Origin of the sequence: Pseudomonas kitaguniensis (genome assembly GCF_009296165.1) — a bacterium.
Classification (GTDB): Bacteria; Pseudomonadota; Gammaproteobacteria; order Pseudomonadales; family Pseudomonadaceae; genus Aquipseudomonas; species Aquipseudomonas kitaguniensis.
Genome location: NZ_VUAZ01000160.1, coordinates 1 through 19,326, shown reverse-complemented (window position 1 = coordinate 19,326; position 19,326 = coordinate 1). Strand labels below are relative to the sequence as shown.

The following is a 19,326-nucleotide window of genomic DNA, read 5'->3' as shown; positions in this document are numbered from 1 at the left end:
TCAGATAAGTATTTTCAACTGGCACACCGCAATCGCGAGCAAGCCCGCTCCCACAAAGGGCGGCCCATATGGGTTGAGCGCTTACAGCCCGAGCAGCGACAGCATGATAAACGTCGCAAACAACACAAAATGCGTCATGCCTTCGATAGCGTTGGTTTCGCCATCGTTGAGGTTGATCGCGCTGACGATCAACGTGATAAACACCATCACCGTTTGCACCGGCGTCATCGCCATCTGGAACGGCTGGCCCGTGTAAAGCGCCATGGCTTCCATCACCGGCACGGTCAGGATCACCGTCGACAACGACGCGCCCAAGGCGATGTTCACCACCGATTGCATGCGGTTGGCCAAGGCTGCGCGCAATGCGGTCAAAATCTCCGGCGCCGCCGAAATGGCCGCCACCACAATCGCCGTAATCACCGGCGGTGCGCCCGTACCTTCAAGGCCCAAGTCGAGGGTTTTGGACATCACTTCGGCCAGCGCGCCGATCACCACCACGCCAAACACCAGCGTACCAATCGAGAATGCCAGGTTGACCGGCGCTTCCTCTTGCTGTTCTTCCGGCTGTTTCTTGCGGCGTTTTTCCGGGTAGCTGTAGCTGAAGAAATAACTGTGCGGGCCCACCTGCATGCGCAGGAACAAGGTGTAGAGCACCACCATCGCGCCGATGGTGAAGGCCGAGTAAATTTTCCAGTCGGCCTCGGGGATAAATTCCGGCACCACCATCGACACACCCATGGCGGTGAGGATCATCACGCTGTAGGTACGCGCCGAATCATCGTTGTAGGACTGTTCGCCATGCTTGATGCCGCCCATCAGCGCGGCGAGACCGAGGATGCCGTTAATGTCGAGCATCACCGCTGAATAAATCGTGTCGCGCACCAACGTCGGCGAAGGCTCGTTGCTCATCATGATCGCCAGGATCACCACTTCCACCAGCACCGCAGCCAGCGTCAGGATCATCGTGCCGTAGGGGTCGCCGACTTTTTCCGCCAATTGTTCGGCATGGTGAGCCACGCGCATCGACGCCATAACGATAAAGCCAATCAGCGATAAACCGGCGAGCAGCGCCACCATCTGCCCGCTGTGCAGCATAAAATGCTCCAGCGGGTAGGCGGCGATGGCGGCAATCAGCGCCAGCAGCATGTATTTTTCTTGCTTGAGGGATGTGAGCATTCCGGGCCTTATTGAACGGTGAATCAGTCATTGATGGTGTACAGACTGCACCACGCCGCTAACGTTTCGTTACATCTTGGTTCGCACGGCCCTTGCGCGAATAAGCCAAAACTCTCCTGCTGGTCAGGTTTTGCCGATTATTTCGGCCATGGCCTGTAGAATGCCGCCATTGCACCTGATGAGAATTTAGACATGTACGATTGGCTCAACGCCCTGCCCAAGGCTGAATTGCACCTGCACCTGGAGGGCTCGCTGGAGCCTGAGTTGATGTTCGCCCTGGCCGAACGCAACAAGATTGCGCTGCCGTGGAACGACGTCGAAACCCTGCGCAAGGCCTACGCCTTCAACAACCTGCAGGAATTTCTCGACCTGTATTACAAGGGCGCCGATGTGTTGCGCACCTCTCAGGACTTCTACGACCTGACCTGGGCCTACCTGCTGCGCTGCAAGGCTCAGAACGTGATCCACACCGAGCCGTTCTTCGACCCGCAAACCCACACCGACCGTGGCGTGCCGTTCGAAGTGGTGCTTAACGGCATCGCCGCTGCACTCAAAGATGGCGAGCAGCAACTGGGCATCACCAGCGGCTTGATCCTGAGCTTCCTGCGCCACTTGAGCGAAGCCGAGGCTGAAAAAACCCTCGACCAGGCGCTGCCGTTCCGTGACGCGTTTGTGGCCGTCGGCCTCGACAGTTCGGAAATGGGCCACCCGCCGAGCAAGTTCCAGCGCGTGTTCGACCGTGCCCGCCACGAAGGCTTCCTAACCGTCGCCCACGCGGGCGAAGAAGGCCCGCCCGAGTACATTTGGGAAGCCATCGACCTGCTGAAAATCCAGCGCATCGACCATGGCGTGCGCGCCATTGAAGATGAGCGCCTGATGCAGCGGATCATCGACGAACAGATCCCGCTGACCGTGTGCCCGCTGTCCAACACCAAACTCTGCGTGTTCGACGACATGGCCCAGCACAACATCCTCGACATGCTTGAGCGTGGCGTGAAGGTGACAGTGAACTCGGATGACCCGGCGTACTTCGGCGGCTATGTGACCGAGAACTTCCACGCGCTGTACACCTCCCTGGGCATGACCCAGGACCAGGCCAAACGCCTGGCGCAGAACAGCCTGGATGCGCGGTTGGTAAAGCCGTAACAGGTAAAACACAGCGCCATTAAACACAGACCAAAAATGTGGGAGCCAGCCAGCTCCCACAGTTGTTTTGTGTTGGCGATCAAAGTTCGGTGAGTTCTTCCAGGGTTTTGCCTTTGGTCTCCCTCCCGAATAACCACACCACCAGCGCCGCGATTGCAAAACACAGCGCGCCCAAGGCAAACACGCCGCCCTGCCCTGTCATCGGGAACACCAAACCGGTGACTAACGGCCCGAGCAACGACCCCACCCGGCCAATCGCCGAAGCAAACCCGGAACCGGTGGCCCGCGCCGAGGTGGGGTACAACTCTGGCGTGTAGGTGTAGAGCACCGCCCACATGCCAAACAAAAAGAACTGCATCAACAGCCCCGAGGTAATCAACAGCCCCACGTTGCCGCCAAACACTGCACTTTGCCCATACAGAAACGCCATCACCCCGCCGCCCAGCAACGTCACGACACACACCGGTTTACGCCCCCAGCGCTCCACCAGCCAGGCCGCCATCAAGAAGCCTGGAATTCCGCCGAGTGAAATGATTACCGTGTAATACACCGACTGGGTCACGGCAAAACCGGATTGCTGCAACAACGCACTCAGCCACGAGGTCAGCCCGTAAAAGCCGAGCAACGCAAAAAACCACACACTCCAGATCATCATCGTGCGCTGGCGGTACTGCACTGACCACAGCTGCTGAAACGCCGAGAAAAAAGTCCCCGGCACACTTTCAACCCGTGGCATTGCCACGGGTTCGGGCAAGTCTGCGCGCCCCAGTGAATCGCGCACTTTTTGCTCAATGCCCTGCAACACCTTATCCGCCTCTGCATACCGCCCCGCCTGTTCCAGCCAGCGCGGCGACTCCGGGATAAAAAACCGAATCGCCAACACAAATACTGCCGGCACTGCCAACACCAAAAAGATGTCACGCCAACCGATCACCGGCAGCAAAAAGTACGACAGCACACCCGCCGCCACAAAACCCAACGGCCAAAACCCATCCATCAAGGCGATATAACGCCCGCGCCCCTTGGCCGGAATCAGTTCCGACAGCATCGACTGCGCAATCGGAAACTCCATGCCCATGCCGATTCCCAACAAGATGCGAAACAGCGTCAGCGTCTCCAGCGTTTGCGCCGTCGAACACAGGTAACTGGCGAGGCCCCACAACACGATGCTCCATTGGAATACCGGCTTGCGACCAAAGCGATCCGCCAGCATTCCGGACAAAGAAGCGCCGAGCACCATGCCAAAAAAACTCGAACTGGCGAGCAAACCGGCCTGGGCCGTGCTCAGGCCGAACTCGGTTTTGATCGAGCCCAACAGAAAGGTCATCATCGCCAAGTCCATGGAGTCGAACAAAAACGCCAGGGCGATGATGATAAAGATGATTCGGTGGTAACCGCTGATGGGCAACCGTTCCAGCCGTTCCGCTGCGCTATAGCCTTGCATACCCATGCCGCACCCCCTGTGTGAAAAACCCCTCGGTGAGTGTGCGGCATCGTTTTCGCAGGTTATTGCTGGATGCGACCTGACTGATACTCTGAACGACGCTGAGCGCCTAGGCCGCAACCAATTGGTTGATGCGCGCAAGCCCGCTGTCGGTGACCAGCAAGGCGCGCGACTCGCTGACCACGCTGATCCAGCCGGACTGTAAAAAAAGTTGCAACAGCCCCGCCCCCAATGCGCCACCCAAGTGCGGTTGCTGCTGGCTCCAGTCAAAACAGTCGCAGGCAACCGGCGAGGCCAACGCCTGGGTAAAAATGCCCACCCCCGCCAGGCGTTTCACCCCTGCAACGGTAACGCCGGTACGCAGTTCATGCCGGTCGATCCAGCCTGCGGCGATCAACCGCTGGTACAGCCCGGCGGCCAGCTCACCGCCCAAGTGGCCGTGGCATAAGCGGGCTCGCCGCAAGGGCGCTGGCGCCAGCAAGGCCTGCGGCAAAACATCCGGCGTGCTGCGCGCAGCACTGGCAACGGTGGTATTGGCCAACGCGTCGATGGCGGTACTGACATCGGTCGCCGCCACGCGAAACAGCCGCTTGCCACGCAGCGCCTCGATGCGCAGCAAACCGCCTGCGGTGAGCCTGGATAAATGCGCGATTGTCGATGCCGACGACAACCCGGCCAGCGTCGCCAGCTCCTCTGCAGACTTGGCCGAGCCGTCCATCAAGGCCCAGAGTATGGCGGCGCGTTTGGGCTCGCAGAGCAAGCTGGCGATCTGGCTGATGCACGGTGCTGATTCCATGTATTCACTCCTTGTTAAATCATTTATCTGCTGCGGTTGGAACCAAAGTATAGGGGCGCAAACCCTCGATTCCGCGGCGTCTGACAGCGCAGAAAGGGACAGCACCTGAGTGAAATTTCCGGCTTTTGTGCAAGCTATTGCGCAGTGTTCAATCGCCCCGGCCATTGCGCCGTCAAATTCGCACAGCGGGACACGAGCATTTCGCGCAGCAAGTTGATCGGCTTGCTCAATTGCGCGCGATGCGCGCACAGCAGATTCAGCGGCGTATGCTCGCCGCGCAGCTCCGGCAGAATCACGCGCAAGCGCCCGGCCAGCACGTCGCAGCTCACATCCAGCCAGGATTTGTAGGCGATACCGACACCCGCCACCGCCCAGCGGCGCACCACGTCGGCGTCGTCACTGAAACGGTCACCGCTGACCGTCAGGCTGACTTCGCGCTTGCCGTCGTGAAAAGCCCAGTGGTCATGCACGCGGCTGCCGAGCATATACAGCAAGCAATTGTGCTGGGCCAATTGCTCCAAATGCCGCGGTTCGCCATACCGGGCAAGGTAGCTGGGGGCGGCGCACAGCACGCGCACATTGTGTGGGGCGATAGGCAGCGCGATCAGGCTGGAGTCTTCGGGCTCGCCGTAACGCAGGGCGATGTCCACCGGCTGGCGGAACAGGTCGGCGATTCGGTCGCCCAGCAGCAGGCGTACGCTCAGTTGCGGGTACTCACGCTGGAACTCATCCAACCATGGCAACAGCTGGTTACGCCCCAAATCCGAAGGCGCCGACAGTTGCAGCACGCCGCTGACGTGGTCCTGGCCACTGGCCAATAAGCGCCGCCCCTCGTCCAGCGAGCTCAACGCGGCACGCGCGTATTCCAAAAAGCCTTCACCTTCGGCGGTCAGGCGCAGGCTGCGGGTGGAGCGTGCCAGCAGGCGCGCGCCGAGTTGCTGCTCGATGCGTTTCAAGGCCGCGCTGGCCACCGCAGGCGACAGGTCCATGACCCGCGCAGCGGCCGACAAACTGCCCAAGTCGGCGGCGCGCACAAACAACTGCAAATCATCAAAACGCAGCATGCATCCGCCTCATTATCAAAATTCCATTGAAACAGACTGCTGTTTTAGCGGCTTTTATCTTCGCGGGAAATAGCCAATTATCTGCCCATCCCGTTCATTACGTGTCAGGAGTTGAATATGCCCACTGCGTTTAACGTTATCGCCACGCTGATCGCCAAACCCGGCCAACACGCCACGCTGGAACCCATGCTGCGCGAACTGCTGGAGCCGACCCGGGTTGAACCCGGTTGCGAGCAATACGACCTGTACCAAGATCTGAAACACCCCGAGACCTTTTACATGCTCGAACGCTGGAGCGACGACGCGGCGCTGGCCGACCACGACCAAAGCGCGCATATCCTGAGTTTCCGCGCCAAGGCCGCCGACGTGCTTGAACACGTCGACATCAAGCGCCTGAACTTCCTCGCCTGATCACCGCCCTTTTCCCGGAGCCCTCATGAAAGCTATTGCCTACTACGCCTCACTGCCGATCACCGACGCAAAATCCCTGCAAGATATTCAACTGCCCGAGCCGGTCGCTGGCCCGCGCGACCTGCTGGTGGAAGTCAAAGCCATCTCGGTCAACCCGGTGGACACCAAAGTGCGCCACAACGTCGCCCCGGAAAATGGCGACCCCAAGGTACTGGGTTGGGACGTGGCCGGTGTGGTCAAGGCGGTCGGCAGTGACGTGACACTGTTCAACGTCGGCGACAAGGTCTACTACGCAGGTTCCCTGGTGCGCCCCGGGGGCAACAGCGAACTGCACACGGTGGATGAACGCATCGTCGGCCATATGCCCAAGAGCCTGAGCTTCAGCGACGCCGCCGCGCTGCCGCTGACCGCCATCACCGCCTGGGAATTGCTGTTTGAGCGCCTGCAAGTGCGTGAAAGCAAAGACGACGAGGGCCAGAGCTTGCTGATCGTCGGCGCCGCCGGCGGTGTGGGTTCGATCCTGACCCAATTGGCCAGCCAACTGACTGCGCTGAAAGTCATCGGCACCGCCTCGCGCCCCGAAACCCAGGCATGGGCCAAGGCACTCGGCGCCGACCTGGTGATCGACCACAGCCAGCCGTTGAGCGAAGCGCTGAAAGCGGCCGGCCACCCGCACGTCACCCACGTTGCCAGCCTGACCCAGACCGACCATCACTTGAGCCAATTGGTGGAAGCCCTGGAACCTCAAGGCAAACTGGCGCTGATCGACGATCCCAAAGCGCTGGATGTCAGCTCACTCAAGCGCAAGAGCCTGTCATTGCACTGGGAGTTCATGTACACGCGCTCGATGTTCGAGACGCCAGACATGATCGAACAGCACCACCTGCTCAACCGTGTGGCGGAACTGATCGACGCCGGCACCTTGAAAACCACGGTAGGCGAACACTTCGGTGTGATCAACGCAGAAAACCTGCGCCGCGCCCACGCGCTGCTGGAGAGCGGCAAGGCCAAGGGCAAGATCGTGTTGGAAGGGTTTTAAAAAACGGCTGTCAGTGTCGTCTGTTATTGCTGTGGGTAATGGACGACACCGCTAGTCAGAGAGTTGATCTTTGTAATATGTGTGAACGCGTACGGGTTTATATTGGCCGCCTTTGCCACGATTCTTTTACGTAAGGAAGTCAGCAATGAAAATCCTGATAAAAGCGTTAGCAAAATCCCCCGGCGCCAAATGGCAGGTTCGTCTCGACGGCGACGCGTTCACCTTCCGCAGCGAGGCCGAGGCCCGCGCCTTCGCCGACACCCTGCAAGCGCGTATCCAGGCGCCCCACCGTTTCCCGCTTGGCCAGCAACGCTCCGCTGCTGGCTGACCCGCCGTTCAGACCTGCGCTTGCGCGGCCCTCGCCCGTTGCAGGCGCTGGGTCGACACGGCCACCGTCACCGCCAACACACCGCACAAGCTGATGACCATTGCCATCGGCATCGCCGTGCCGTCGTGCAACACGCCGACCAATGACGCCGCCCCGGCCGCCACGCCGAACTGGATGCAGCCGAGCAATGCCGAGGCACTGCCGGCGCGAGCACCTTGCCCGCTCATGGCGCAAGCCGAGGTGTTCGGCAAAATACAGCCCAAACTGGCGATGCAAATAAACAGCGGCACCAGCAATGGCCACAGCGCGTCGGTGCGCAAGGCGGTGACACCGAGCAAGGTCAACGCCGCCAGCACATACACCCACACGGTGCGCGAGAGCAAAAACGCCGGGCCGCGTTTAGCCAGCAACCGCGCGTTCAATTGCGCCACCAAAATAAAGCCCGCAGCGTTGGAGCCAAATACCCAGCCGTAATGCTCGGCAGGCACGCCATACAGTTTTATGAAGACGAACGGTGAACCAGCGATGTAGGCAAACATCCCGGCAATCGAGATGCCACCGGTCAGGGCGTAACCGAGGTAAACCCGGTCCGAGAGCAGCCCGGCATAGCGGCGCAGCGAGCCGGACAAAGGCTGGCGCGGCTTGTCGGCCGGGAACGTTTCGGGCAACCCGACCGCCACCGCGATGGCCGCCATCACGCTGAACATCGACAACGCCAGAAAAATCGATTGCCAGCCCCACAACCCAACCATCACCCCGCCCGCCAGCGGCGCGAGGATCGGCGCCAGGCCGGTCACCAGCATCAGTTGCGAATACACCTTGGCCGAGCCCACCGCATCACATTTATCGCTGACCACTGCCCGCGAAATCACCATGCCCGCACAACCGCCGAGCGCTTGCACAAAACGCGCGCCGATCAGCCACTCCAACGACGGCGCGTAGGCGCAGGCAAAGGACGCCAGCGTAAACAGGACCACACCGCTGAGCAGCGGGCCACGCCGACCAAAGCGGTCGGCCAGCGGGCCGTAGACCAATTGGCCAATCGCCAGGCCGCCGAAATACACCGCAAGGGTCAACTGGATATGTTTTTCGTCGGTTGCAAAGGCCGTCGCCATGGCCGGGAAGCCTGGTAGATAAAAGTCGATCGCCAGCGGCGCAAAAGCGCTCAAGGCGCCCAGAATCAGGATTATGCGGAGGTTCATCAGACACCCAAGTGAGTCGGCAGCCCGACAGTCTAGCCGCGCTTGGGTGCCGTGAACATAACGATAGCTCGCTAACTATCAGAAACTTCAAACCGGCGTGGCGGTGTAGCCTTCTTCGCTGATCAGGCTGATCACTTGGTCGGCAGACAGGCGACTTTCAACCGCGACTGTTTTCGCCGCCAGGTCGACGTTCACGCTCGCCGCCGGGTCCTGGCTGTGCACCGCCTGGGTTACCGCCCGAACACAATGGCCGCAGGTCATTCCTTCAACGCTGAATACATGCATCACATGACTCCTTTAATGAGGGTGAGCGCAGTGTCGACCTTGCCACGATGGCAAGGTCAAGCGTCTAAACGTAGCGCTTAAACGATGCGCCGGGCTGGTATTCGGTCGCAGCCTCGGCCAAGCTTCATTTCTCTTGGATATGAATCATGGAGCATTGCCATGCGCTGGTCGTTTTTTTGCCTTATCGGCCTGTTGAGTTTGTCTGCCGCTGCGCCCATGGCGAGTGCCGATCAAGACTATGCGGTGCTGATCATTTCCCGCGAGCGCCTTGAAGTGCCGACCAACTGCGAAATCGGCCTGTACATTCAGGACCAACTGGCCGGGCGCCTGTTCCAGGAACAGTCCACCTCGTTCAACTTGCCCGCAGGCGACGTGTCGCTGCGCCTGAAGTTGCTGCCGGGGCAATCTGCCGGCTGCCTGCCGGGCCTGCTGGCGCCACCGGCGCAGAACATCACGCTGAAAGCCGGTGATGTGCGCAAGTTGCGTATCGCCCAAGGCCCGGACGGTATGTACCTGAAACCTGCCGCGCTGGAATATTAAACACGCTTGACCTTCCCCACAGGTCAAGGTTGATCATAAGGGCAACTTCTCTTGGAGAGCTGCCCCATGAACCGACCCACCACGTTTGACCTGCCGATCAGCGGCATGACTTGCGCCAGTTGTGCTGGCCGAGTCGAGCGCGCGCTGGGCAAGGTGCCGGGGGTGCAAAACGTCAGCGTCAACCTGGCCAACGAACGCGCACATGTCGACGTGCTGGGCCAAATAGACCCCAACGTATTGATCGCTGCCGTCGACAAAGCCGGCTACACCGCCACCCTGCCGCACAGCCAAACCGCCACCGATGCCAACCAAACTCGGCGATTGCAGCGCGAGCGCGGGTGGCTGTTGCTCGCCATCCTGTTGGCGCTGCCGCTGGTAGTGCCGATGCTGGCAGCACCGTTCGGGCTGCACTGGATGCTTCCCGCCTGGGTGCAGTTTGCATTGGCCACGCCGGTGCAATTCATCGTTGGCGCGCGCTTCTATACAGCGGCCTGGAAAGCCGTGCGGGCCGGGGCCGGGAATATGGATGTGTTGGTGGCCATCGGCACCAGCGCCGGTTATGGCCTGAGCCTCTACACATGGCTCAGCGCGCCGGTGGGCACTACGCCGCACCTGTATTTCGAAGCGTCCGCCGTGGTCATCGCCCTGGTGCTGCTGGGCAAATACCTGGAGAGCCGCGCCAAACGCCAGACCGCCAGCGCCATCCGTGCCCTCGAAGCCCTGCGCCCGGAACGCGCGATTCGCCTGCGCGACGGGCGCGAAGAAGACGTCGCGATCAGCGCGTTAAGGCTTGGTGATCAAGTGGTGGTCAAACCCGGCGAGCGCTTTCCGGTGGACGGCGAGGTGCTGGACGGCCAAAGTCATGCGGACGAGGCGCTGATCAGCGGCGAAAGCCTGCCGGTGCCGAAACAGCCCGGCGACCCAGTCACCGGCGGCGCCATTAACGGCGAAGGCCGTTTGCTGGTGTGCACGCGGGCGTTGGGCGCAGAAAGCGTACTGGCACGCATCATCCGTCTGGTGGAAGACGCCCAAGCGGCCAAGGCGCCGATTCAGGCACTGGTGGATAAAGTCAGCCAGGTATTCGTACCGGCGGTGCTGGTGCTGGCGTTGATCACGCTGGTGGGTTGGTGGCTCTACGGCGCGCCGCTTGAGAACGCGATCATTAACGCGGTGGCGGTGCTGGTGATCGCGTGCCCGTGCGCACTCGGCCTGGCCACGCCCACCGCGATCATGGCCGGCACCGGCGTCGCGGCGCGCTACGGCATATTAATCAAGGACGCCCACGTGCTGGAGCGCGCGCATGCAGTGAGCGCGGTGGTGTTCGACAAGACTGGCACACTCACCTGCGGCGCGCGAAAATCGCCCATCTGGCGGCAGTCGATGGCGATGAGCGCCTGCTGTTGCAACAGGCTGGCGCGCTGCAACGCGGCAGCGAACACCCGTTGGCCAAGGCCGTGCTGGAGGCCTGCCGCGAGCAAGCGCTAAGCCTGGCGAATGTGAGTGCCAGCCAAGCCCTGGCCGGGCGTGGCATTGCTGGCACACTGGATGGCAAGCAACTGGCGCTGGGCAATCGCCGCATGCTCGAAGAACACGCGTTGAGCGCCGGGGACCTGGGCGCTAACGCAAGCCAGTGGGAAGCCGAAGGCCGCACGTTGTCGTGGCTCATAGAGCAAGGCGCACCACCGCGTGTGCTGGGGGTGTTTGCGTTTGGCGACACGCTCAAGCCCGGCGCCCTGGCGGCCGTGCAGCAACTACGAGCGCAGCACATCAGCAGCCATTTGCTGACCGGCGACAATCGCGGCAGTGCACGGGTGGTGGCCGACGCGCTGGGCATCGACGACGTACACGCCGAAGTACTCCCGGCCGACAAAGCCGCCACGGTCGCCCACCTTAAACAAACTGGCGTGGTGGCGATGGTCGGCGACGGCATCAACGACGCCCCGGCCCTGGCCGCCGCCGATATTGGCATCGCCATGGGCGGCGGCACTGACGTGGCCATGCACGCAGCCGGTATCACCTTGATGCGCGGCGACCCGCGCCTGGTGCCGGCCGCGCTGGAGATCAGCCGCAAGACTTACGCAAAAATTCGCCAAAACCTGTTCTGGGCCTTTGTGTATAACTTGATCGGTATTCCCCTGGCCGCGTTCGGCCTGCTCAACCCGGTGTTGGCCGGTGCGGCAATGGCCTTGTCCAGCGTGAGTGTGGTGGGCAATGCGTTACTGTTAAAAACCTGGAAACCCAAGGATTTGGAGGATCAACGCCCATGAATATCGGCCAAGCCGCTCGCCACAGCGGGTTGAGCGCAAAGATGATTCGCTACTACGAGTCCATCGGCTTGCTCAACGCTGCGCAGCGCACCGACAGCGGCTATCGCGTGTACAGCGCCGACGACTTGCACACGCTGGCGTTTATCAAGCGTTCGCGGGATTTGGGGTTTTCTTTGCAGGAAGTCGGCAAGTTGCTGACGTTGTGGCAAGACCGGCAACGCGCCAGCGCTGACGTGAAAGCCTTGGCGCGGGGGCATATCGAGGCGCTGAATCAGAAGATTCGCGAGTTAGAGCAACTGCGCGATACGTTGCAGGACTTGGTAGAGCACTGCCAGGGCGATCACCGACCCGATTGCCCGATTCTCAAGGAGTTGGCTTCAGGTAACTGCTGCGCCTGATTGAATCCAACTGAATAAGTCCAAGACAAACTGTGAGAGGGGGCTTGCTCCCCCCCACTGTTTTTAGATCTTCATGTACCTGAAGGTCACTGCATCCAGGGCGGTGGCGGTGGCTCGTCCGGTACTTTGCTCTGTGGCACATCATCCGCCGCGCGAATCGCTTGGCGACGCTCGTCATCCAGCCGTGCCGCTTCGATCTCGCGGATCACGCCATCAACGTCCGCCAACTCTTCCGGCTCGTCGAACTCGCCGGTCAAGATGCTCGCCGGGTGCAAGGTGCCGGCTTCGTACAACGCCCACATTTCCTTGGCGTACTTGGTCTTCTTCAGCTCCGGGGCAAAGCGCCCGAAGTAGGAAGCCATGTTGCCCACATCGCGCTCCAGCATGCTGAACGCGTGGTTGTTGCCCGCAGCATCGACCGCTTGTGGCAGGTCGATAATCACCGGGCCGGTCGGCGTGAGCAGCACGTTGAACTCGGAGAGGTCACCGTGCACAAGGCCGGTACACAGCATCAGCACGATCTGCGAAATCAGGAAGGCGTGGTATTCGCGCGCCTGATCGGGCTCCAGCGTCACATCGTTCAGGCGCGGCGCAGCATCGCCGTACTCGTCGGCCACCAGTTCCATCAACAGCACGCCTTCAAGGAAGTCGTAAGGCTTGGGCACGCGAACGCCCGCACCGGCCAAGCGGAACAACGCCGCTACTTCAGCGTTCTGCCAGGCATCTTCGGTTTCTTTCTTGCCGAATTTGGAGCCCTTGGCCATCGCCCGGGCCTGGCGACTGTTACGCACCTTACGGCCTTCCTGGTATTCGGCCGCCTGACGAAAGCTTCGTTTATTCGCCTCCTTGTAAACTTTGGCGCAACGCAATTCGTTGCCACAGCGCACCACATAAACAGCTGCTTCTTTACCACTCATGAGTGGGCGCAGCACCTCGTCGACCAGACCGTCCTCGATCAGGGGTTCAATGCGTTTAGGAGTCTTCATCAGCTTTTATTGTGGGTCCTTTATTACCAAATACGCGTATGGCACTCGTTATACGGCAATCCACTCGCCGGTGGGAGGGGCTACCGACCTTTGACGCGTTAAGAATGCATTCAATATGCCAATTTTTTGCTTGATTCAGCGCTCGATAATCGCCGTGACACCCTGCCCGCCAGCGGCGCAGATCGAAATCAGCCCGCGCCCCTTGCCTGCAGCGTCGAGCAACTTGGCCAAGTTGGCGACGATACGCCCGCCGGTGGCGGCAAACGGATGACCGGCGGCCAGCGAACTGCCTTTGACGTTGAGCCGGCTGCGGTCGATGGCGCCCAACGGCGCGTCCAGGCCCAGACGCGTCTTGCAATAGTCGGCATCTTCCCAGGCCTTGAGCGTGCACAACACCTGGGCGGCAAACGCTTCGTGAATCTCGTAGTAATCGAAGTCCTGCAAGGTAAGGCCGTTTCTCGCCAGCAAACGCGGCACCGCGTACACCGGCGCCATCAACAAGCCTTCGGCGCCATTGACGAAGTCCACTGCTGCGGTTTCACCGTCACGCAAATACGCCAGAATCGGCAAACCGCGCTCCTTGGCCCAGGCTTCACTGCCCAGCAGCACCAACGCCGCACCATCGGTGAGCGGCGTCGAGTTACCGGCCGTCAGCGTGCCCTTTTCGCTGCGCTCGAACGCTGGTTTAAGGCTGGCGAGTTTTTCCAGGGTCAAGTCAGGGCGCAGGTTATTGTCGCGGGTCAGGCCAAGAAACGGCGTGAGCAAATCGTCGTGCCAGCCTTCGGCGTAGGCCGCGGCCATTTTCTGATGGCTTTCCAGGGCTAATTGGTCTTGCTCGGCGCGCGGAATCTGCCAGGTTTGCGCCATCAACTCGCAGTGCTGACCCATCGACAGGCGCGTGCGCGGTTCGCCGTTGCGCGGCAACGCCGGCTTGAGGTGCTGTGGCCTAAGTTGTAACAAGACTTTTAATTTATCCGCCATGGATGTGCTGCGGTTGGCATGCAACAAGAGCTTGCGCAGCCCTTCATTTATCCCGATCGCGCATCGGAGGTGGTGTCGACGCCGCCGGCAATACCGCATTCAATCTGCCCCAAGGCAATTTTGTTGGCCACCAGCAACGCAGCTTCCAGGCCGGTGCCGCACGCCTGCTGAATATCGTAGGCTGGCGTTTGCGGCGAGAGGCGCGAGCCCAGCACGCATTCGCGGGTCAGGTTAAAGTCGCGCGAGTGCTTGAGCACCGCACCCGCCGCCACTTCGCCGATGCGCAGGCCGTGCAGGTTGTAGCGCTCGATCAAACCCTCCAGGGCAGCGGTCAACATCGCCTGGTTGCTCGCCGTGGCATAGGGGCCGTTGGAACGGGCGAAGGGGATGCGGTTGCCGCCTATAATCGCTACACGGCGCAATTGAGTCATGGAAAACTCCCTGAAGGTTGTGGGTTGAGTCTTTGAGACTAGCCTCAATCGAACGACTTTCACCTATCGATGGTCCACCGTTTGAACCCCAGCACTCGGAGAGCGTTCCATGTCTGACCGTTATATCGACTTCGCCAACTCAAGCCTCGGCCAACGCCTGGTCGCCGCCATTGGCCTGCCGTCACCGGTACGCCTGGAACGCTGGCAAGCCGGGCGCCTGCGCCCCGTGGAAGGCGCGCTGCTGCTGGGCGGTGGCGAACTGGCGGCCAAGGTGCTGCCCTTTGCGAACAAGCTCACCGACGCGATTTACAGCTACGGCCCTGCACCGCTGGCGGCGCCCGCGTGGATTCCGGGGCACGGCCCCAAGCTCAAAGCCGTGGTGTTCGATGCCAGCGCTTTGCAGCACACCGACCAGCTCAAGCAACTGCGCGAATTCTTTCAACCGCTGCTGAAAAATCTCGATCACAGCGCACACGTGGTGATCCTTGGCCGTGCACCGGAAAGCCTCACAGACCCGTTCGCCGCCAGCGCCCAGCGCGCGCTTGAAGGGTTCAGCCGTTCATTGGCCAAGGAATTGCGCAGCGGCGGTGTGCTGCAGTTGCTGTATGTCGGCGACGGCGCCGAAGACCAACTGGAAGGTGCGCTGCGGTTTTTTCTGTCGCCGAAAAGCGCGTATATCTCCGGCCAGGTAATTCGCCTGCAGGCGTGCGCCACGCCGGTTGAGGATTGGACGCGCCCGCTGGCCGGGCGCCAGGCACTGGTCACTGGCGCCGCCCGCGGGATTGGCGCCGCCATCGCTGAAACCCTGGCGCGCGACGGCGCACAGGTCATCGTGCTCGACGTGCCCCAGGCCAAGGCCGACCTCGAAGCCCTGGCCGCGCGCCTCGGTGCCCGCGCCATCGCGCTGGATATTTGCGCTGAAGACGCTGCCACGCAGTTGATCGAACACCTGCCGGACGGCATCGACATCGTGGTGCACAACGCCGGTATCACCCGCGACAAAACCCTCGCGAACATGACCCCGGAGTACTGGGACGCGGTGCTCGCGGTTAACCTCAACGCGCCACAAGTGCTGACCAAAGCGCTGCTGGACAGCGGCACGCTGCACGACAACGGCCGCGTGGTGCTGCTGGCCTCCATCAGCGGCATCGCCGGTAATCGTGGGCAAACCAACTATGCCGCGAGCAAGGCCGGTTTGGTCGGCCTGGCGCAAGCGTGGGCGCCGTTGCTGGGGGAACGCGGGATCAGCATCAATGCGGTGGCGCCGGGTTTTATCGAAACCCAAATGACCGCACACATCCCGTTTGCCCTGCGTGAAGCCGGGCGGCGCATGAGTTCGCTGGGCCAGGGCGGCTTGCCGCAAGACGTTGCCGAGGCGGTGGCCTGGCTCGGCCAGCCGGGTTCCGGTGCGGTCAGCGGCCAAGCGCTGCGGGTGTGCGGGCAAAGTCTACTGGGAGCATAAACATGGATTGGCAGACGTTAGGCAGTACGCCGTTGTTGCCGCCGTTGTATTGGCGCGCGGCGCTCAAGCGCAAGATCACCGGCAGCACCTTGCCCGAACAGGGCTTGCGTTGCCGCGTGCGGGTGAACCCCACGAACGTGGCGGCCTACCGTAAAGTCTGCGGGTTTGCCGACAGCCCGATGCTGCCGGCGACCTATCCGCACATCCTCGCGTTTGGCCTGCAGATGCAACTGCTGACCGCAAAAAACTTTCCGTTCCCGCTGCTCGGGCTGATTCACCTGAGTAACCGCATCCGTATCCATCGGCCTTTGGGCGCCGTGAGTGATTTGACGGTGGCGGTGCACGCACAAAACCTGCAGCCACACGCCAAGGGCGCTACCTTTGAGGTGGTCACCGCCGTGGTCGACTCGCTCGGCCTGCTGTGGGAAGCCGAGAGCCGCATGCTCTGCCGGGGCGTAAAACTTGATGGCGCGCCCACCGATCACACAGTGCCCAGCCCCACGCAGGTCAGCCAATTAACCGCCTGGAAGGCACCTGCCGACATTGGCCGGCGTTACGCCAGAGTGTCCGGTGATTACAACCCGATCCATTTGAGCGCACTGACCGCCAAACTCTTCGGTTTCCCGCAGGCCATCGCACACGGCTTGTGGAACAAGGCGCACACCCTCGCGGTAATGGGCGAACACCTGCCTGCGGCGAACATCGAAATAGTCGTCGAGTTCAAAAAGCCGGTACGCCTGCCGAGTGAAGTGACTTTACTCAGCAGCGCGCCCGGCTCCAGTGGCGAGCTGCTGTTAAAGGGCGCGGGCGATATTGAGCACATGGTCGGCCGTTGGCGGCCGATTGCTTGAATACTCACCGGCCACGGTTTAACGCGGTGGGTAGTTGGAGAGGATTTTAGCCACGGTGGTGCGAATCGCATTGCTGCGGTCCTGCGGGTTGGGCGAGCTGGCCATCATCTGCTCGTCACTGCCGCGCCACACCAGCTTGCCGTCTTTGCCATCCAACAGGTCGATCTGCAGGGTCGCGACTTTGTAAGTGACATTGCGCGTTTCGTTGTACACCGGCGCGCCCCAATAACCATTCCACGGGCCACCCCAAGCGCCGCCGTAGTTGGTGGTGACTTGCTGCTGGCGATCTTCGACGATCAGGTAGGCCTGTATGTTCAGGTCGGCTTTGGCGCCTGCCGCTGCGGGGCGCAAACCGCGCTGGTCGAGTTGCTCGCCCACGGCCTGGCGCACACGTTGCTCGGTGAGGTCACTCTCGATGCGCGGATCATCCGGGCGATATTGCAAGGCCGGGCTTTTCCAGGCCCAACTGCGGTAGGCGCCGAAATCACGGCTGGCGTCAAAATCGTGGTTAACCTGGCTGGTCTGGCAACCCCCCAACAACACAACAACAGCCAGTGCAGCGATGCGACGAAGCATGGTGTTTCTCCAAAAGACGATGTAAGCCTGAGATAAGAATAGCGGCTAACTGGGCGGGTAAGCGGTCATCGCCTTCTGCATCGCCTCGCGCAATGCATCAGCGCGCTCACTCAGGCTGCCCTGGCTGGCGGTTTCGGCGCTGGTGCTCCAGACCGGCTGGCGGGTGCGCGCGTCAAACAGGCTGATACGTGCCACCGCTACCGTGACTTCGTAAGTGCGCACGATTGGCACCGTGTTGTAAGCGCCATAGCCGTTGCCATAGCGGTTATACCCGCCATACCCGCCGCCACCATAGGCGTAGTCGTCCTGAACTTGCCTGAGGCGCTTTTCGATGCGCACGTCGGCGCTGACCAACAGGTCGGGCACGCGGTTGTCATGCAGCGGGCGCAACCCGCGCTGGTCGAGGGCGCCGCTGACCGCTTCGGCAATTTGCGCCGAGTCGGCCCACGCCGTGCCCGCAGGCAACTGGCCGTTCAGCCAGCCCCAGCTGCGGTAGGCGCCATAGTCACGCACCGGCGCCGGGTAGGCGCTGGCATCAAAGGTATTTGCCGCCTGGATCGGCGCGGGCGGTATCGGCGCCGACGCGGCCACATAAGGGTTGGGGCTGGAGCAGGCGCTCAGCCCCACCGACAACAGGATCAAACAGAGACGACGCATTTCGACCTCCGCAAACTGGGCCGCTTAAACCGGACGGCATATCCAGTGTAAATAACGCCCAAGCCCGGCAAAGCTTGGATGACGACGGTGCGCGAGTTCCATCTCCAACACGCCCTGTAAATCGGCGCGGGCCTGGAATTCCACCGGCATATAGTCGTGGAACACCCGCACGCCACTTTGGCTTTCGACCTGCCAAAGCCCTTCGAGTTGCGCCGCCAACTCGCGCGGGTCGAGCGGTTGTTGCGGCGTGAGGCTCTGCTTTTCGCCGGCCATATCGTTCTTGCGCATCTTGCGGAAGTGGCCTTTTAGCAAGTTGCGATAAATCAGCGCATCGCGGTTGTAGAACGCCAGCGACAGCCAGCCACCAGGCACCGTGAGCTGGTGCAGCACCGGCAATATCGCATGCGGTTCGGCCAGCCATTCCAACACCGCGTGGCACAGCACCAGGTCGTAGGGCTCGGTAAGTTGGCCGAGCAGTTCTTGCCACGGCGCATGAATAAACGTAGCTGTCTGCCCGGCCTCGGCAAACCGCTGGCGCGCGCCTTCAAGCATCGGCTCAGCCGGTTCGGCCAACGTTACCTGATGGCCACGTTCGGCCAGCCACAGCGACATATGCCCCAAGCCCGCGCCGATGTCCAGCACACGCAACGGGCGGTCCGGCAGGGCTTCGATCAGGTCGGCCTGCAGCACCGCCAAGCGAATCGCGCCCTTGGCACCACCGTAGATTTTTTCGGCAAAGCGCGTGGCCAACTGGTCGAAATGACGATCACTCATGGGCAAACCGCCGTTCGCTGTCGGCCAGTTTGGCGCGCACCACCTCGTTCATGTCCAGGCCCAACTCACTGCACAGCAACAGCAGGTAAAGCACAATGTCGCCGACTTCCTGCCCGGCATGCGCCAGCTTGTCGGCGGGCAACTGGCGCGACTGGTCTTCGGTCAGCCATTGGAAAATTTCCACCAGCTCGGACATTTCGACGCTGGCGCCATGGCCAGGTTTTTCGGGCTGTGGAATTGCTTCCAGTCGTTGGCATCGCGGATACGGTGCAGGCGTTCGGTGAGGTGTTCAAGGTTCATGCGGGGGCTCCTGAAGGTGTATAGCTTCGGGGGGATCAGGGATGAAGGCAAGTGAATCCCTTGGGCATATTCAGGTTGTTTGCTGCAGGCCTCCAAGACCACAATCCCCCAAGCAGAATGCATTCAAACTGTGGAGGCTTGCTTCCGATTGCGGTGTGTCAGTTGAAAAATAATTTATCTGACCGCCGCCTCGGGAGCAAGCCCCTCCCACA

General features: G+C 61.3%; 18 protein-coding genes and 3 pseudogenes. 9 read left to right on the top strand and 12 right to left on the bottom strand.

Features of this window, described 5'->3' with window-relative positions; translation table 11 throughout:
• Window positions 1–81 precede the first annotated feature (81 nt).
• Complete coding sequence (locus tag F0169_RS24010; protein WP_152747803.1) at window positions 82–1,176, bottom strand: calcium:cation antiporter; 1,095 nt, start codon at window positions 1,174–1,176, stop codon at window positions 82–84.
• 192 nt (window positions 1,177–1,368) lie between these two features.
• Between F0169_RS24010 and F0169_RS24005 the strand changes: the two genes are divergently transcribed.
• Window positions 1,369–2,322, top strand: a complete 954-nt coding sequence (locus tag F0169_RS24005; RefSeq protein WP_099238683.1) for an adenosine deaminase — start codon at window positions 1,369–1,371, stop codon at window positions 2,320–2,322.
• 79 nt (window positions 2,323–2,401) lie between these two features.
• Here F0169_RS24005 and F0169_RS24000 read toward each other — a convergent pair whose 3' ends face one another.
• The 3 genes from F0169_RS24000 to F0169_RS23990 form a co-directional block, all read right to left on the bottom strand.
• On the bottom strand, window positions 2,402–3,772 hold the full coding sequence (locus tag F0169_RS24000; protein ID WP_152747802.1) for an MFS transporter: 1,371 nt from the start codon (window positions 3,770–3,772) through the stop codon (window positions 2,402–2,404).
• 103 nt (window positions 3,773–3,875) lie between these two features.
• Window positions 3,876–4,562 carry an ArsR/SmtB family transcription factor gene (locus F0169_RS23995; protein ID WP_152747801.1) on the bottom strand — a complete coding sequence of 229 codons (687 nt, stop codon included), beginning with the start codon at window positions 4,560–4,562 and terminating at the stop codon, window positions 3,876–3,878.
• Window positions 4,563–4,696: 134 nt separating this feature from the next.
• On the bottom strand, window positions 4,697–5,626 hold the full coding sequence (locus F0169_RS23990; protein WP_058414630.1) for a LysR family transcriptional regulator: 930 nt from the start codon (window positions 5,624–5,626) through the stop codon (window positions 4,697–4,699).
• Between the two features lie 117 nt (window positions 5,627–5,743).
• Between F0169_RS23990 and F0169_RS23985 the strand changes: the two genes are divergently transcribed.
• The 3 genes from F0169_RS23985 to F0169_RS23975 all read left to right on the top strand — a co-directional run bounded on the left by F0169_RS23985 (window position 5,744) and on the right by F0169_RS23975 (window position 7,404).
• Window positions 5,744–6,037, top strand: a complete 294-nt coding sequence (locus tag F0169_RS23985) for a putative quinol monooxygenase (protein WP_058414631.1) — start codon at window positions 5,744–5,746, stop codon at window positions 6,035–6,037.
• Window positions 6,038–6,062: 25 nt separating this feature from the next.
• The gene (locus tag F0169_RS23980) at window positions 6,063–7,076 is read left to right on the top strand and encodes a zinc-binding alcohol dehydrogenase family protein (protein ID WP_058414632.1); all 1,014 of its coding nucleotides are present in this window, start codon (window positions 6,063–6,065) and stop codon (window positions 7,074–7,076) included.
• A 145-nt stretch (window positions 7,077–7,221) separates the two neighbouring features.
• On the top strand, window positions 7,222–7,404 hold the full coding sequence (locus F0169_RS23975; protein ID WP_058414633.1) for a hypothetical protein: 183 nt from the start codon (window positions 7,222–7,224) through the stop codon (window positions 7,402–7,404).
• An 8-nt stretch (window positions 7,405–7,412) separates the two neighbouring features.
• Here the strand turns inward: F0169_RS23975 and F0169_RS23970 are convergent, their stop codons facing one another.
• Together F0169_RS23970 and F0169_RS23965 are read right to left on the bottom strand one after the other, a co-directional pair.
• Window positions 7,413–8,606, bottom strand: a complete 1,194-nt coding sequence (locus F0169_RS23970) for a multidrug effflux MFS transporter (protein WP_058414634.1) — start codon at window positions 8,604–8,606, stop codon at window positions 7,413–7,415.
• An 87-nt stretch (window positions 8,607–8,693) separates the two neighbouring features.
• Entirely contained in the window at window positions 8,694–8,891 is a 198-nt protein-coding gene (locus F0169_RS23965; RefSeq protein WP_058414635.1) for a heavy-metal-associated domain-containing protein, read from the bottom strand.
• Window positions 8,892–9,050: 159 nt separating this feature from the next.
• On the opposite strand from F0169_RS23965, the gene F0169_RS23960 reads away from it, so the two are divergent.
• The 3 genes and pseudogenes from F0169_RS23960 (at window position 9,051) to cueR (ending at window position 12,096) form a co-directional block, all read left to right on the top strand.
• Entirely contained in the window at window positions 9,051–9,431 is a 381-nt protein-coding gene (locus tag F0169_RS23960) for a hypothetical protein (RefSeq protein ID WP_152747800.1), read from the top strand.
• Window positions 9,432–9,497: 66 nt separating this feature from the next.
• Window positions 9,498–11,698, top strand: a pseudogene (locus tag F0169_RS23955) (heavy metal translocating P-type ATPase).
• Window positions 11,695–12,096 carry a Cu(I)-responsive transcriptional regulator gene (cueR, locus tag F0169_RS23950; RefSeq protein ID WP_152747799.1) on the top strand — a complete coding sequence of 134 codons (402 nt, stop codon included), beginning with the start codon at window positions 11,695–11,697 and terminating at the stop codon, window positions 12,094–12,096. The pseudogene F0169_RS23955 and the gene cueR overlap by 4 nt, the downstream one beginning before the upstream one ends.
• A gap of 86 nt (window positions 12,097–12,182) precedes the next feature.
• Here cueR and F0169_RS23945 read toward each other — a convergent pair whose 3' ends face one another.
• Together F0169_RS23945 and F0169_RS23940 are read right to left on the bottom strand one after the other, a co-directional pair.
• On the bottom strand, window positions 12,183–13,082 hold the full coding sequence (locus F0169_RS23945) for a PA4780 family RIO1-like protein kinase (RefSeq protein WP_058414639.1): 900 nt from the start codon (window positions 13,080–13,082) through the stop codon (window positions 12,183–12,185).
• Between the two features lie 135 nt (window positions 13,083–13,217).
• Window positions 13,218–14,494, bottom strand: a pseudogene (locus F0169_RS23940) (acetyl-CoA C-acetyltransferase).
• A gap of 109 nt (window positions 14,495–14,603) precedes the next feature.
• Here F0169_RS23940 and F0169_RS23935 point away from each other — a divergent pair.
• Window positions 14,604–15,956 carry a 3-oxoacyl-ACP reductase gene (locus F0169_RS23935; protein WP_122251870.1) on the top strand — a complete coding sequence of 451 codons (1,353 nt, stop codon included), beginning with the start codon at window positions 14,604–14,606 and terminating at the stop codon, window positions 15,954–15,956.
• Window positions 15,957–15,958: 2 nt separating this feature from the next.
• Window positions 15,959–16,807: a MaoC family dehydratase gene (locus F0169_RS23930; protein WP_152747798.1), complete on the top strand. Its 849-nt coding sequence runs from the start codon at window positions 15,959–15,961 to the stop codon at window positions 16,805–16,807.
• Window positions 16,808–16,825: 18 nt separating this feature from the next.
• Here the strand turns inward: F0169_RS23930 and F0169_RS23925 are convergent, their stop codons facing one another.
• The 4 genes and pseudogenes from F0169_RS23925 to F0169_RS23910 form a co-directional block, all read right to left on the bottom strand.
• Complete coding sequence (locus tag F0169_RS23925) at window positions 16,826–17,383, bottom strand: DUF4136 domain-containing protein (protein ID WP_058414643.1); 558 nt, start codon at window positions 17,381–17,383, stop codon at window positions 16,826–16,828.
• Between the two features lie 45 nt (window positions 17,384–17,428).
• Complete coding sequence (locus F0169_RS23920) at window positions 17,429–18,040, bottom strand: DUF4136 domain-containing protein (protein ID WP_152747797.1); 612 nt, start codon at window positions 18,038–18,040, stop codon at window positions 17,429–17,431.
• A 24-nt stretch (window positions 18,041–18,064) separates the two neighbouring features.
• Window positions 18,065–18,814, bottom strand: coding sequence for a methyltransferase (locus F0169_RS23915; protein ID WP_152747796.1), 750 nt, complete (start codon window positions 18,812–18,814; stop codon window positions 18,065–18,067).
• Window positions 18,807–19,114: pseudogene (locus F0169_RS23910) on the bottom strand (MazG-like family protein). Before F0169_RS23910 ends, F0169_RS23915 begins: the two are co-directional and overlap by 8 nt.
• Window positions 19,115–19,326 lie beyond the last annotated feature (212 nt).

Bases quoted from the DNA above. Each gene is read 5' to 3' on its own strand.
- F0169_RS24010 (WP_152747803.1), bottom strand. From the start codon at position 1,176: ATGCTCACATCCCTCAAGCAAGAAAAATACATGCTGCTGGCGCTGATT.
- F0169_RS24005 (WP_099238683.1), top strand. From the start codon at position 1,369: ATGTACGATTGGCTCAACGCCCTGCCCAAGGCTGAATTGCACCTGCAC.
- F0169_RS24000 (WP_152747802.1), bottom strand. From the start codon at position 3,772: ATGGGTATGCAAGGCTATAGCGCAGCGGAACGGCTGGAACGGTTGCCC.
- F0169_RS23995 (WP_152747801.1), bottom strand. From the start codon at position 4,562: ATGGAATCAGCACCGTGCATCAGCCAGATCGCCAGCTTGCTCTGCGAG.
- F0169_RS23990 (WP_058414630.1), bottom strand. From the start codon at position 5,626: ATGCTGCGTTTTGATGATTTGCAGTTGTTTGTGCGCGCCGCCGACTTG.
- F0169_RS23985 (WP_058414631.1), top strand. From the start codon at position 5,744: ATGCCCACTGCGTTTAACGTTATCGCCACGCTGATCGCCAAACCCGGC.
- F0169_RS23980 (WP_058414632.1), top strand. From the start codon at position 6,063: ATGAAAGCTATTGCCTACTACGCCTCACTGCCGATCACCGACGCAAAA.
- F0169_RS23975 (WP_058414633.1), top strand. From the start codon at position 7,222: ATGAAAATCCTGATAAAAGCGTTAGCAAAATCCCCCGGCGCCAAATGG.
- F0169_RS23970 (WP_058414634.1), bottom strand. From the start codon at position 8,606: ATGAACCTCCGCATAATCCTGATTCTGGGCGCCTTGAGCGCTTTTGCG.
- F0169_RS23965 (WP_058414635.1), bottom strand. From the start codon at position 8,891: ATGCATGTATTCAGCGTTGAAGGAATGACCTGCGGCCATTGTGTTCGG.
- F0169_RS23960 (WP_152747800.1), top strand. From the start codon at position 9,051: ATGCGCTGGTCGTTTTTTTGCCTTATCGGCCTGTTGAGTTTGTCTGCC.
- cueR (WP_152747799.1), top strand. From the start codon at position 11,695: ATGAATATCGGCCAAGCCGCTCGCCACAGCGGGTTGAGCGCAAAGATG.
- F0169_RS23945 (WP_058414639.1), bottom strand. From the start codon at position 13,082: ATGAAGACTCCTAAACGCATTGAACCCCTGATCGAGGACGGTCTGGTC.
- F0169_RS23935 (WP_122251870.1), top strand. From the start codon at position 14,604: ATGTCTGACCGTTATATCGACTTCGCCAACTCAAGCCTCGGCCAACGC.
- F0169_RS23930 (WP_152747798.1), top strand. From the start codon at position 15,959: ATGGATTGGCAGACGTTAGGCAGTACGCCGTTGTTGCCGCCGTTGTAT.
- F0169_RS23925 (WP_058414643.1), bottom strand. From the start codon at position 17,383: ATGCTTCGTCGCATCGCTGCACTGGCTGTTGTTGTGTTGTTGGGGGGT.
- F0169_RS23920 (WP_152747797.1), bottom strand. From the start codon at position 18,040: ATGCGTCGTCTCTGTTTGATCCTGTTGTCGGTGGGGCTGAGCGCCTGC.
- F0169_RS23915 (WP_152747796.1), bottom strand. From the start codon at position 18,814: ATGAGTGATCGTCATTTCGACCAGTTGGCCACGCGCTTTGCCGAAAAA.